Annotated in this window: 10 protein-coding genes; 7 read left to right on the top strand and 3 right to left on the bottom strand. The window is 60.7% G+C overall.

Features of this window, described 5'->3' with window-relative positions:
* Positions 1-40 precede the first annotated feature (40 nt).
* Genes IAE77_RS09845 through IAE77_RS09860 form a run of 4 tightly spaced genes read left to right on the top strand, consistent with a single transcriptional unit; the run spans position 41 to position 5978 of the window.
* The gene (locus tag IAE77_RS09845; RefSeq protein ID WP_294225442.1) at positions 41-691 is read left to right on the top strand and encodes a matrixin family metalloprotease; all 651 of its coding nucleotides are present in this window, start codon (positions 41-43) and stop codon (positions 689-691) included.
* Positions 692-744: 53 nt separating this feature from the next.
* Positions 745-3870, top strand: coding sequence for a PVC-type heme-binding CxxCH protein (locus IAE77_RS09850; protein ID WP_294225445.1), 3126 nt, complete (start codon positions 745-747; stop codon positions 3868-3870).
* Positions 3871-3907: 37 nt separating this feature from the next.
* Positions 3908-4909, top strand: a complete 1002-nt coding sequence (locus tag IAE77_RS09855) for a Gfo/Idh/MocA family oxidoreductase (protein ID WP_294225448.1) — start codon at positions 3908-3910, stop codon at positions 4907-4909.
* 7 nt (positions 4910-4916) lie between these two features.
* Entirely contained in the window at positions 4917-5978 is a 1062-nt protein-coding gene (locus tag IAE77_RS09860) for a sialidase family protein (protein WP_294225451.1), read from the top strand.
* A gap of 61 nt (positions 5979-6039) precedes the next feature.
* Here the strand turns inward: IAE77_RS09860 and IAE77_RS09865 are convergent, their stop codons facing one another.
* Both IAE77_RS09865 and IAE77_RS09870 read right to left on the bottom strand, forming a co-directional pair.
* A complete protein-coding gene (locus tag IAE77_RS09865; protein ID WP_294225454.1) occupies positions 6040-6270 on the bottom strand; it encodes a hypothetical protein in 231 nt (76 codons plus the stop codon).
* A 229-nt stretch (positions 6271-6499) separates the two neighbouring features.
* A complete protein-coding gene (locus IAE77_RS09870; protein WP_294225457.1) occupies positions 6500-7969 on the bottom strand; it encodes an ATP-binding protein in 1470 nt (489 codons plus the stop codon).
* A 177-nt stretch (positions 7970-8146) separates the two neighbouring features.
* Between IAE77_RS09870 and IAE77_RS09875 the strand changes: the two genes are divergently transcribed.
* The 3 genes from IAE77_RS09875 to IAE77_RS09885 are packed head-to-tail and all read left to right on the top strand — an operon-like array spanning position 8147 to position 12262.
* Complete coding sequence (locus tag IAE77_RS09875) at positions 8147-9583, top strand: Gfo/Idh/MocA family oxidoreductase (RefSeq protein WP_294225460.1); 1437 nt, start codon at positions 8147-8149, stop codon at positions 9581-9583.
* Positions 9584-9589: 6 nt separating this feature from the next.
* On the top strand, positions 9590-10351 hold the full coding sequence (locus tag IAE77_RS09880; protein WP_294225463.1) for an aldolase/citrate lyase family protein: 762 nt from the start codon (positions 9590-9592) through the stop codon (positions 10349-10351).
* Between the two features lie 6 nt (positions 10352-10357).
* Positions 10358-12262, top strand: a complete 1905-nt coding sequence (locus tag IAE77_RS09885; RefSeq protein ID WP_294225466.1) for an FAD-dependent oxidoreductase — start codon at positions 10358-10360, stop codon at positions 12260-12262.
* 34 nt (positions 12263-12296) lie between these two features.
* On the opposite strand, the gene IAE77_RS09890 is transcribed toward IAE77_RS09885, so the two are convergent.
* Positions 12297-13670 carry an NCS2 family permease gene (locus IAE77_RS09890; RefSeq protein WP_294225469.1) on the bottom strand — a complete coding sequence of 458 codons (1374 nt, stop codon included), beginning with the start codon at positions 13668-13670 and terminating at the stop codon, positions 12297-12299.
* Positions 13671-13715: the final 45 nt, after the last annotated feature.

The following is a 13715-nucleotide window of genomic DNA, read 5'->3' on the forward strand; positions in this document are numbered from 1 at the left end:
CTCATAAGCGAGACTCAAAGATCGGAATTTTGGGTCTGTCATGAAGCAACATTCACTCGCGTTAAGTCTTGCCTTAGGAACAGCTGCGCTGCTGGGAAGCTGCGCCTATCACGAAGTCGCCTGGCAGGAGCATCCAGTGCGGAGAATGCCTGTCAGCTACGCCAAACCCCAGCTTTGGAACAAACGCCATCTGACTTGGCGGCTCGACGCCATTGGTGTGCCCACCCGTCTCTCTTCCACGGAACTGCAGCAGTCCATCGGCACCTGTTTCCGATGCTGGGAGGCTGCCGGTGTCTTCACTTTCTCCCAAGCGCCCGTCGGGGCACCGGCGGACATCGTGATCAGCTTCCAATCACCGCCCGGCCGCTCCTGGGACGGCCAGCTCGGCCACATGGGCCATGCGACCTTTCCGTGGAGCCTTGAGCGCGGCCGGATCTACCTCGATCCCTCCGAATGGTGGAGCACCAACGCCGTCTCCCTCATCGGCGATCCGCTGCAAAGCTGGCTCCCGCATGAAATCGGCCATGTCCTCGGCCTCCAGCACACCCCGAAGCAGGATGAGACCATGAGCGAATCCGGACCCTATGAGCAGCCCGGAGTGGAAAGCTACGCCCAGCTTCGTCGGCTTTATGCGCCGCACACGCCTGTGTTCACCTGGCTGCAATGCGTCACGGATCATTCGGCTGAGTGACTCGATTCAAAGCCCGAAGGCAAGAAAACGCCTGCCCCAGCCGTGCTCAGTGGATGATCCGGCATCATCTGCTCATCGCCTTCCTGGGTTCGTGCTTCGCCGCTGTGGCTTGGAGCGCGAATTCGAAGCTCGACTTCCCCTCCACCCCGCCCGTCGAGCCCAAGGACGCCGCGAAGACCTTCCATGTGCTCGATAGCTTCGAGATGCAGCTCATCGCCGCCGAGCCGCTCGTCACCGATCCCGTCGCCATCACCTACGATGCCGATGGTCGCGCCTATGTGTGCGAGATGAACGACTATCCCTACACCGACAAGGCCGCGCACAAGCCCAGCCAGGAAAACCCTACGGATGCTCACATCGGCAGGGTGCGCCTGCTCACCGACACCGATGGCGACGGCACCTTCGACAAGGCCACCGTCTTCGCCGACGGCCTGTCGTGGCCCACCGGCGCTGCGTGCTGGAAAGGCGGCATCTTCGTCACCGCCACGCCGGACGTTTGGTATCTCAAAGACACGAATGACGACGGCGTGGCCGATGTGCGGCAAAAGGTCTTCACCGGCTTCAAAAAGCTCAACGTGCAGGCCGTCATGAACAACCCCATCTGGGGCCTCGACCATCGCATCTACATCGCCGGAGGCTCAAACGGCGGCGAAATCCAACGCGTGCCCGGCAGCGAGAGCGTCATGCCGCTTCCAAAAGACTTCAAACCGCTGCCCATCAAGCGAAACGACTTCTCCTTCGATCCCAGCACCGGCGATGCGCGCCTCGAAAGCGGCGGCGCACGTTTTGGCAATACCTTCGATGATTGGGGCAACCGCTTCCTCTGCAACATCCGCAATCCCTGCCAGCACGTCGTCCTGCCGTATCGCTACCTCGCGCGGAATCCGTATCTCGTCGTCCCCAGCGCCCTCAACGACTGCGCCGAGGCTGGCGACCAGCTCCCCGTCTATCGCACCAGCCCGCCCGAGCCCTGGCGCGAGTTCCGCGCGAAGCGCTGGGTGCAGGAAGGCAGCCATCTGCCGAAAAGCGAGCTCGTCGGCGCTGGCGTCGTCACTTCATCGAGCGGCATCACCGTCTATCGCGGCGATGCGTATCCGAAAGAGTATCGCGACTTCGCCTTCGTCGCCGATGTGGCCGGCAATCTCTTCTACCGCATGAAGCTCGTCCCCGACGGCGTCACCTTCAAAGCCGTGCAGGTCGATGGAAAAGCAAACTTCTGCACCAGCGACGACCTCTGGTTCCGCCCCGTGAATTTCGTCAACGCCCCCGACGGCTGCCTCCACGTCTGCGACATGTATCGCGAGGTCATCGAGCACCCCTGGAGCATCCCCGACGACATCCACACCGCCGTCGATCTGCTGCGCGGAAGGGATCGCGGGAGAATCTGGCGACTCACCCCACGCGGTTCCGTAGTCCCGCCTTCAGACGGTTCAGACAAAGCACCGGCTAAAGCCGGGACTACAAAACGAGTCACGCCCAAGCTCAGCCAAGCGAGCACCACAGACCTCGTCGCCCTCCTCGACCACCCCAACGCCTGGCACCGCGAAACCGCGCAGCGATTGCTCTTTGAACGTCAGGACAAAGAGGCTGTGGAGCCGCTGCGGGAGCTGGTGAAGAGCGGGAAGACGGCGCAGGGGAGGATTACAGCGCTATGGGCCATGGTTGCAGCAGCGACCGGCCAGAGCGGAGACTTGTCTCAACTCGCATTCGACTCACTTCGCGACGCTTTCGATTCGAACGACAGTCGGCTTGTTGATCAGGCGGCAGTCATCAGTGGAGAAGTAAGGTCCGCCATTTCTTTGATTCAGTCTTCTATTCTCATGCACCAGCAAACAAAGCTGCTCGAGCGGTCTGGCGAGCAGGGCCAGGGTATTCTTGCCGCTGTTTTCAGTCTTAGCGATGCATCAGACTCCCAAATCGCAACTCTTGCGCAATCGCTTCTTCGCATCGGATCGCGGGACCCCTGGCTGGCACCTGTTGCCATCAATGCGTGTCTGCGTGCCGGCGTGACAAAAGTCGCAACTACAGCTTTTGATCCGAGGAAAGAAGACACCAAGCAAAAGATGCTGCTGTTTCCTCTAATCGTGGAAGCAGCCGCGCAATCCGCCGATTCCAAAGTGGCCGTCGAGGCGATGGAGTTGCCAGCGGCGTTGGAAGGCATTGAGCGGGGCATGTCTGACTATCCGGTCGTTCCCTCCGGGTTCGCGGAAATTGCAGCGCGTTCTGTTCCCAAAGGTGCGCTCAAAAAGGGACGAAAGCTGGCGGATTTGCCTCTGAGCACGGCTTGCTCCGCATGGTGGAACAAGCGGATCGACACAACGTCCGAAAAGACTCTCCGTGATCATGAAGAGATAGATGAGAGCAGCCTCGCCCTGGTGGCGCTGGCTTCGATCGATCGCTTTTCACCCATGCTGAGAAACGCACTTTCGCCCTCTTCAGCCAGTGATCTTCAACTCGCCGCCCTCGAAGCCCTTGGCAGCTACCGCGAGCCCGCCGTCGCCGACATGCTCATCGACGCGTGGCCGAAGATGACGCCGGCGCTGCGTGACAAAGCCACCACCATCCTGCTCTTACGCACGGATCGCATCGCGAAGCTGCTGGATGCCATCGAGGCGAAGAAGATCACGCCCGCGCAGCTCAGCGTCGCCGCGAAGGCGACGCTCGGACGGCAGAAAACACCCGCGCTAGCCAAGCGCATCGCTAAACTCATCGGCGACGGCTCGTCGTCGAACCGGAAAGAGGTCATCGCCAAATACGTAGCGGTCATGGCTTTGACCGGCGATGTCGCCCGCGGCTCCAAAGTCTATGAAACCGCCTGCATGGTCTGCCACAAGTTCGCGGACAAGGGCAACGATGTCGGCCCGCACCTCGGCACGATCAACGCATGGACCGCCGAGCAGCTCGTCACGAACATCCTCGACCCGAATCGCGAGGTTTCGCCGAACTTCAGCCTCTACCTCGTCGAAACCATCGACGGCCGCACCTTGAGCGGCCTCATCGCCAGCGAGACGGCGGGCAATCTCACGCTCAAACGTGCCGATGGCGGCACGGACACCGTTTTGCGCAGCGAGATCAAATCCCTCACCAGCCCCGGCATCTCCCTCATGCCCGAAGGCCTCGAAGCCGCCATCACCCCGCAGCAGATGGCGGACCTCATCGCCTACCTGCAGGCCCGATGAATGCGGACAGGCTTCGACACCGTATTCACGAGCGACCATGAAATCGACTCTTCTCGCTCTTTCCGCTCTTTTTGCCGTCTCGGCTGCTTTCGCTCAAAACGACCTCAAACCGCTCCGTGCGGGCATTGTGGGACTCGATACGTCGCATGTGCCGGCGTTCACGAAGCTCTTCAACAAAGGTGAGACGACAGGCGAACTGGCGGGGATCAAGGTAACCACCGGCTACACGGGCGGGACGGACATGCCGGCCAGCGCGACTCGGAAGGAGAAGTTCACACAGCAACTGCGTGAGATGGGCGTGGAGATCGTGCCGACGATTCCGGAACTGCTCGCGAAGGTTGATGTGGTGCTGCTGGAGAGCGTGGATGGCCGCATTCATCTGCAAGAAGCGCGGGAGATTTTCAAAGCGGGCAAGCCGGTGTTCATCGATAAACCGCTCGCAGGCACGCTGGCGGAGGCGATTGCCATCGTGGAACTGGCGAAGAAGCACAACGTTCCGTTTTTCAGCAGTTCATCGTCGCGATTCGGCGCGGAAATGGTCGCTCTGAAGGCGAATGCGGACCTCGGTGAATTGCTGGGCGCTCAGACTTGGGGGCCATGCTCGTATCAGGAAGGCACGCCGGACTTTTTCTTCTACGGCATCCACGGCGTCGAGGCGCTCTACACACTCATGGGCACGGGTTGCGAGACCGTTTCGCGTGTCAAAGCAGGCAATCATGATGTGGCGACCGGTGTGTGGAAAGATGGCCGCATCGGCGCGTATCGCGGCATCGTGAAGGGCAAGGCGGACTTCGGCGCGGTGGCCTACGGCAGCAAATCCATCGGCCAGGCTGCCAAAGCGGTGAGCTACGAGGGCCTCTGCCGCCAGATCGGCCAGTTCTTCCGCACGGGCGTCGCCCCAGTGAGCGCGGAGGAGACAATCGAGATCTTCACCTTCATGGAAGCCGCCGATGAAAGCCTCCGCCAAGGCGGTAAACCCGTCGCGCTGGCTGAAGTGCTCGCGAAGGCGAAGGAAGAGGCGGCGAAACTCATCGAGTAAACGCGCCATGTTTCGCTTCGCACTGCTTTGGGCTTTTGCCTCGTCATTCACCATTCCTCATTCGTCATTGGCGGCAGAGCCGCCCCCGGTTTCCGTCTCAAACATCCGCCGCGTCTTCCACAACGGCGAACAAAATGCCTTCACCGACCTCGTGCGCTTCAAAGGAGCGCTTTACCTGTGCTTCCGCAGTTGTCCGGACGGTCACATGGTATTCAACACAGCTTCGGTCATCGTTTTGCGCAGCGCGGATGAAGGCGTGTCGTGGCAGCCGGTGCATCGCTTCAGCGTGAAGGATCGCGACACGCGTGATCCGCACTTCCTCGTCTTCAAAGAGCGCCTGTTTGTCTATACCGGCACGTGGTGGACCGGCCCCGGACTGCTCGACCGCAAGGACTACGACATGAACAAGCAGCTCGGCTACGCCGTGTCCTCCGCGGATGGCACCCAATGGAGTGAACCGACACTCTTGGAGGGCACCTTCGGCTACTACATCTGGCGAGCTTCCACACACGACGGCAAAGTTTATCTCTGCGGCCGGCGGAAGGCCAGCTTCGCCGTCGAGGGCATGGGCGAGCGCGGTCACAACCAGTCCATCATGCTCGAAAGCGATGACGGCATCATCTTCCGCCACCGCGCCTATTTTCAGGAGAGCGGTGGCAATGAAACTGCCTTCTTCTTTGAGAAAGACGGCAGCGTCCTGGCCCTGGATCGCAACGGGAGCGGAAACTCGATGCTGTGCAGTTCCAAACCGCCCTACATCGACTGGAACCGCCGCCCGCTTGACCGCTTCGTCGGTGGCCCGATGCTGGTGAAATGGGGAGATCACATCCTCGTCGGCGGTCGTCATCAAACGAAAGACAAAGGCCCGAAAACCTCCATCGGCTGGCTCAACGACGATAAGTTCCACGAATTCGCCGAACTCCCCAGCGGCGGCGATAACTCCTATCCCGGCTTCATCGAGCTTTCGCCGACCAAGGGACTCGTCTCCTGGTATTCGAGCCATGAAAAGGACGGCGCAGGCAAAACGATCACGGCGATTTACCTGGCGGAGTTGAGCATGGCAAAATGAGTGTGGATGAGTCCTCCGGACTCAACGGGTCAGCCGGGACGGCTGCCCCACAATTATGAACTCAGGTTGGTCCGTATGCTTTGAAGGCAAGCTCTTTGCCCAACAGATGTTCGGCGTATAAACGATGAATTTCTGCCGGTGATAAATGAGGGTGCTGCTGGCGCAGTGAGCTACGCATCAAATCTCGCAACAACTTGCTCCAACTGAGCGCGAGGTCCAAGCGACGAGTTGGCGTCATCGCCTGCAAGGCGCGCAGGCGCATGGCTTCAGCGGTGGAGGTGGTGTCGTTCATGACGCCAGACTGCCATGCGCGGCTGGATTGGCAACAAGGTCTGAGGCAAGTTTACATCGGGAGTAAACGAACTCTACTGTGCTGAGTGTGGAACAGGGAGTAACTTGTCTGCGAACGCAGGGCAAACTCACGTTTGCCGCTACGAATCCAGCGGGTGCCAGCCTCGTAGAAGAAGTCGTCAGACTTCCCCGAAGCGCATCAAGTTATTCAGGAGTGGGCTGATCGAATCTCACTCTCGAAACAGCTCATCCGCCACCACGGAGTTCGCCACCAGCTCTTTGGCATAAGGATTGTCCGCGATGCCGAAGGTGGTGACCATGGTGAGGAAGATGTTCTTCCGAGTGCCAGTGATGCGGCGCAGGGTGTCGCGCTTTTGACGAAGTTCGGCCGCATACGATTTGTCGATGGTGAACGGGGCCTCGGAGAACTTCATCTCGCAGACGCTGATGGTGCCATCGGCGCGGTCGATGAGGAGGTCGATCTGGGCACCGGGTGCGGCATCGGAGCCCGCGTGACGCCAGGGTGCCTCCGTGGTCTGCACGCCGCCGATGCCGAGTGCTGCTTTGATTCGCGGTGCATGTTTGAGGCAGGCATTTTCGAATGCGTATCCCGACCAGGCACGCCATTTGGGGCTGCCTCGTTGTTTCAGCCAGTAGCCTTCGTCCGCCGATTTTTTTCCAAGCGGTGCGATCCAGGCATGATGGAAAAGCGAGAACTCATCGGCCAGGCGGATCACGGCGTCTTTCTCACGTTTTCCGAACGGGACGCTCATCTGGATAAAGCCGGATTCTGCCAGCTCTTCGAGCCGTCCGGTAGCCGTTCCACCCGAGGGCAATCCGGCGGCGGCGAGTAGTTCGGTTCGTGTGAGGCCGCTGGGCTTTTTTGCGAGAGCCTTCACCATGGCCAGATGCTCAGCCGGTTTGTCGAAGAGCGATGCGTAGAGGTTGTCGAACTCCGTCCGCAGCTCTCCCTGCGGATGGAAACAGGTGCGGTCGATGATTTGGGCCGCTGACCAGCCCGGCTCTGCCATTTTGAGGTAATGAGGGACACCGCCCAGTGCCATGAAAAGTTCGATCACTTGGTAGTCCGTGAGGTCCACCCCGCGCGACCTCAGGAATGCCCGCGTCTCACCCAGCGTGAACGGCAGAAGCCGGATCTTGCGAGTCACGCGGTTATGAAGCCCGCCTTTGGCCTCGACCAGATTTTTGACCATCCATGAGGCGGCTGATCCGCACACGACCAGCAGCATGTCTCGCCGCTTCGACGCCCAGCTATTCCAGAAGTGTTCGAGGGCAGGGCAAAACTTCGCCCTGGATGTGTCCAGCCACGGAAGCTCATCCAGAAAGATCACATGCTTGCTGCCTTCCGCAGGCGCTCCCAGCGACTCGATGTGTCGTTCGAGCTGCGCGAAGGCTTCCTGCCAAGTCGCCGGAGGCTGGAGTGCCTCGCGCAGCCCTTTGGCCTTTGCCAAAGCGGAGGCGAAGTTAGCGAGTTGATCACGGAGAGACACCCCCTGCATGCCGGTCAGCTCAAAGCGGATTGCCGGGCCAAAGAACTCCCGAATGAGAAAGGTCTTCCCCACCCGTCGCCGACCATAAACAGCGATAAACTCCGACTCCGCAGAGGTCAGCGCCTTGCCGAACCTCTCCTGTTCGTCTTTGCGTCCGATGACGCGGGTTGTTTTTTGAGCATTACTCATATCCAGCCAAAACTTGGGTCAAAGTTCATGTTTTGGCTAGATATAAAAATTTATATTCAGCCAAAACATAGATCTCTGGTCCAGTTTTGGCCAAGTTCGCGTCAAGCCGCAAGGAGGAAGCCAACCTGACTCATCCCATGGCAGAAGGCCCATCAAAGCTCCGTATTCCCTCCCACCATGCTCACACCCACACGCCGACGCTTTTTTGAAGACTCGCTCATGGCCGCTGCGGCGGTCGCTTTGCCGAAAACTTTGCTGGGGGCCGAGACGACGGCGGTTTCGGCGAATGAGAAAATCACAGCGGCGATCATTGGCTGCGGGATTCGTGGGAAGGCGCATGCGCGGGAGTTGGCGAGGCTCGCTGATTGCGATGTGGCCTATGTTTGCGATCCGGACCTCGATCGCGCGGATGAGGTGGGCGCGTTGCTCGTCGAACTGAAGCGGCCGATGCCGAAGAAGGTGCAGGACTTGCGGAAGGTGCTTGAAGACAAGGCGGTGGATGTCGTTTTCATCGCCACGCCGAACCATTGGCATGCGCTGGCGGCGATCTGGGCGATGCAGGCGGGCAAGGATGTGTATGTCGAGAAACCCGTGAGCCAGAATGTCGAGGAAGGCCGCCGCATCGTGCAGGTGGCGCGGAAGCTCGGGCGCATCGCGCAGACGGGCACGCAGAATCGCTCGCGTGGTGCTTTGGCGGAGGCGGTGAAATTCATGCGCGAGGGCAAACTCGGCGAGGTAAAGCTCGCGAAGAGCATCATCTACAGCGGACGCGGCAGCATCGGCGGCCCGGCGGAGTGCGTGATGCCGCCGAGGTGCGATTACGACCTGTGGGCCGGCCCCGCGCCGATGACGAAGCTCACGCGACCGAAGTTCCACTACGACTGGCATTGGTTCTGGGACACCGGCAATGGAGAGATCGGCAACAACAACGTCCACTCGCTCGACATCTGCCGCTGGGGCCTCGGCGTGACCGGTTTGGGCCGCAGCGTGCTCAGCTACGGCGGCCGTCTCGGCTACACGGACGTCGCTGAGACGCCGAACTCGCAGGTCGGCATCTTCGACTTTGGCGACAAGACCATCATCTCTGAAACACGAGGCCTCAAAACCGCGCCGTTTCATCCCACGATCAAATCCATGTGGTTCTTCTACGGCAGCGAAGGCATCATCGCCGACACAAGCCTCTTTGATCCGAAAGGCAATCTCGCGCGTGCTTTCGAAGGCAAATCCGAGAACCACTTCGCCAACTTCCTCCGCGCCGTGCGCAGTCGCAAACACACCGACCTCACCGCCGACATCGAGGAAGGCCACCAGAGCACCGCGCTCTGCCACATCGCGAACATTTCGTATCGACTCGGCGCTCAAACCTCCGTGAACAACATCTCGAAGGCACTCGGCACACTTCGAGTCCACGAAGACGTGCAGGACACGCTGGAGCGCACGAAGCACTACCTCGCCGAGGCCGGTGTCGATCTCGACAAGACCCAGCTCACGCTCGGGCAGCATCTTCGTGTCAATGGTGACAAGGCATCCTTCCTCGATAACGCTGCCGCCAACGCCCTGCTCACCCGCGAGTATCGTGCGCCGTTCGTCGTGCCAAAGCTGAGCGAAATCTGATTCCTCATGCAGCCCTCCGTCGTCCTTCAAAAAACCCGCTCCGGCGGGACCGTCATCACGGCGAAGTCGTGCTACACCGATCCCGAGCTGGTCGAAATGATCGCCTCGTCCGGCTTTGATGCCGTGTGGATCTGCCTGGAGCACAAGCGCGTGGAAGCGGCGATGGTTTACGCGCTCATCCAAGCCTGCCGGCTCGGCGGCGCGGATGCGTTGATCCGCGTGAAGCCATCGAACTACACGGATGTGCTGCAACTCATCGAGGCCGGTGCGCGTGGCATCATGCTGCCGCGGGTGAAGCATCCCGATGAGGCACGCGAGGTGGTGTGTGCGATGAAGTTTCCGCCGCTCGGTGCTCGTGGCTTTGATGGCATTCATGCGGAGGCGGATTTTGGCCGCATCCCGCCTGCCGAGTATCTGGCGAAGGCGAATGACGAAAACTTCCTCGCCGTGCAGATCGAGGAGCCGGAGGTCGTGCCGCACATCGACGAGATCGCGGCGATTCCAGGCGTGGATGTGCTGTTTGTCGGCCCGGCAGACCTCACGCTGGGCCTCGGCAAGTTCGGCAAGACCGACGATCCCGAGGTGCGGGCCATTTTGGAGAAGGTCGTGGCCGCGTGCCAGCGCCACGGCAAGGTCGCGGCCATTCCGTGCGCGCCGGAGCAGGTGAAGAGCTATCACGCGATGGGCTTCCGCTTCTTCAATGTCATCAGCGACTTCCGCTGTGTCTCCACCGGCATGAAGGCAGCCCGCACGGCGGTGGAACTCTGACGCGCCATGCCCGTGACCACGCACACGCTCGAAACAGACCTGCTCGTGGCCGGTGGCGGCATCGCAGGTGTGTGTTGTGCGCTCGCGGCGGCACGGCTTGGCGCTCGTGTGATCCTTTGCCAGGACCGCAGCGTGCTCGGTGGCAATGCGAGCAGCGAGGTGCGCATGCACATCGTCGGTGCCACGGGGCTCAGCGGCGGAGAGGAGCTGCAAAACGAGCTGCGCGAGGGCGGCATCATTGAGGAGCTGCGCCTCGACCTCGCCGTGCAGAATCCGCAACGCTCGCCAGCGCTGATGGATCTGCTGCTTTATGACAAATGCCGCCGTGAGCCGAACCTCGTGCTCTATTTGAACACGACGGTTGTCAGCGCCGTGGTCGAGGATGGCCTTATCAGCGAAGTGCGGGCAGAACGCCCCTCCACCGAGGATGCGTTCATCATTCGGGCAAAAACTTTCGTCGATTGCACCGGCGATGGCCGGCTCGGCATCGAGGCCCGGGCGCCGTTCATGCGTGGACGCGAGAGCAAGGCTCAGTTTGGCGAATCACTCGCGCAGGACGAGGCGGACGCGAAGACGCTTGGCTCCTCGATCATGTTCCAGGCGCGCAAACACGAGCGTGAGATGCCTTTTGAAGCTCCGCCGTGGGCGCGACGCTTCAGCGCGGAGGATTTCAAGCTGCGACCCTACGGTCAGAGCGGCTTCGACCTCGGTCTCGAATACGGCTACTGGTGGATCGAGTGGGGCGGCCGTCTCGATACGCTGAAGGACAACGAGCGCATCCGCGATGAGTTGCTCGCCATCACGCTCGGCGTGTGGGACTTCGTCAAGAACCGCTCTGAGATTGATGCGTCGCACTGGGCGCTGGAATGGATCGGCTTCGTGCCCGGCAAGCGTGAAAGCCGCCGATTCATCGGTCAGCACATCCTCACGGAGAGCGATCTGCTAGCGTCACGTGCCTTTCCCGATGCCATTGCCTACGGCGGCTGGCCCATCGACACGCATCCACCCGAGGGCGTCGATGCGCCTGACGAGCCGCCCTGCACACAGCATCATCTGCCCTTCATCTACGACATTCCGCTGCGCTGCTGCGTCTCCACCGGCCCGCGAAATCTCATGTTCGCCGGCCGCAACCTCTCCGCCACGCACATCGCCTTTGCCTCCACACGCGTCATGGCGACATGCGCCGTCGTTGGTCAAGGTGTCGGCACCGCTGCGGCACTCGCGTTGAGGCAAAACGTGCTTCCTGCGGACATCGCTGCGGATGCGAAACTCGTTCACGTTATCCAGCAGCAGCTCCTTTGCGATGATTGCTATCTCATCGGCGTATCGAACGACGACCCGCACGATCTCGTGCTCACCGCCGCGAAGATCACCGCCTCTTCTTTCCAATCCAATAGGCAGGAGAATGGGGGCAGAAGAATGAAATCTGAAATTCTACTGCCCTCATTCTACTGCCTACCCAACGAATCCAGCTCCGAACTCATCCGCAGCGGTATCACGCGCATCGTTACGAAACTGCCGAATGACCGGCGGTCTCCAAGCCTGCATCGCTGGATGAGCGGTGCACTTCCCGCCACGCTCGAAATCCGCTGGAACGAGCCCGTTTCGCTCAGCGAGGTCGTTTTGGTCTTCGACACCGGTTTGCATCGTCTCCTCACCCTGTCGCAGGCGGATGGCTACACGCAAAAAATGCTCTGGGGCCGTCCGCAGCCCGAAACGGTGCGTGATTACGCCTTGAGTCTCGAAACGCCCGCAGGCTGGCAAACCATCGAAAGCATCCAAAACAACCATCAGCGCCTCCGCAGGCACTTTTTGCCCGAAACGATGACCACCACCGCCCTGCGCATTCACATCACCGCCACCAACGGCCTCGATCATGCGCGAGTGGTCGAGGTGCGGGCGTATGCGTGAGCGAGGGAGGCTTCTCGCTGATGAGCCCACAGAATCAGTGGGGCAGGCCAAAGATGTAATACGCGGCGCACAGCAGCACCAGAACGACCGTGCCTGCGCTCAATTCGCCGCTGCGCCCGGCGGCAAGCTTCAGCAGCGGGTGCACCACGAGACCGGCGGTGAGGCCGTTGGCGATGTTGTAGGTGAACAGCATCATCACGATGGCCACAAAGGCCGGAATCCACTCCGTGAGGTCGTCAAAGTCGATGCGGCGCACCGACCCGGCCATCAGCACGCCCACGGCGATCAATGCCGGCCCGTAGGCGAAGCGGAGTTGCTGCAGCGGCTCGATCAGAGGAATGAAAAACAGCGACAGGGCAAACAAGGCGGCTGTGACTAGCGCGGCAAGACCCGTGCGTGCGCCTTCGCTGATTCCCGTGGCGGATTCGATGTAAGCGCCGCTCGTCGAAGTGCCCACCACGCCGCTGAACATGCACGTCAGCGCATCCACCAGCATCGGACGCTCCACCTGCGGGAAATTGCCTTTCTCGTCGAGCATGTTCGCCGCCGCGCCGAGCCCGGTCAGCGTGCCGAGCGTGTCGAGGAAGCTCATCAGGAACAGCGTGAGCAGCACGGGCAGGAAACTGAGCCGCAAAACACCGGCGAGGTCGAGTTTGAACGCGATGGCGCTCAAATCATATTCACCGGTGAACGGCAGCGCGGTCAGGGCTTTGGGCGCATGACCGAATCCGAGCAAACCACCTGTCACCGCCGTGAGAAAGATGCCCATCAGCAGTGCGCCGCGAATTTTGCGGATCATGAGCACCGCCGTGAGCACAAAACCGGCAATCGCGAGCAGAACCTGCGGATCATGGAGGTTTCCGATCTTCACCGGCACCGCTGGAGCGGCCAGCAGTCCTTGGGCATTCGTTTGCAAAGCTTGCACAGGCATTCCCGTGACGAAACTGGTCACGATGCCGGTTTCATGAAGGCCGATGAAGGCGAGGAACAGACCGATGCCGACGGCGAAGCTGTGTTTGAGGCTCACAGGCACCGCATTCGCCAGCCAGCCACGGATTCCGAGCAGCGTGGTGATCAGAAACAACGCGCCGCTGACAAACACCGCGCCCAGACGTTGCTCCCAGCCAATTCCGAGCGCTGTGAGGCCGAAGGCGATGAAGGCGTTCTCACCCATGTAAGGAGCCACGGCGATGGGCCGGTTTGCGAGCAATCCCATCAGTGCGCAGCCGAAGACCGCTGTCAGAATGGTAGCCACCGTACCGGGGCCGGCGGGGATGCCTGCGAAGGACAGGATCGCAGGATTGACCACCATGATGTAGGCCATGGTGATGAACGTGGTCACGCCGCCGATGAACTCGGTGCGGACCGATGATCCATGTTCACGCAGCTTGAAAAAGGCTTCCAGCATGGCGCAGAGGAGAGCGCAGGCCCGTTTCGGCGCAAACTCTGTTTT

Source organism: Prosthecobacter sp. (genome assembly GCF_014879935.1).
Taxonomy (GTDB): Bacteria; Verrucomicrobiota; Verrucomicrobiia; order Verrucomicrobiales; family Verrucomicrobiaceae; genus Prosthecobacter.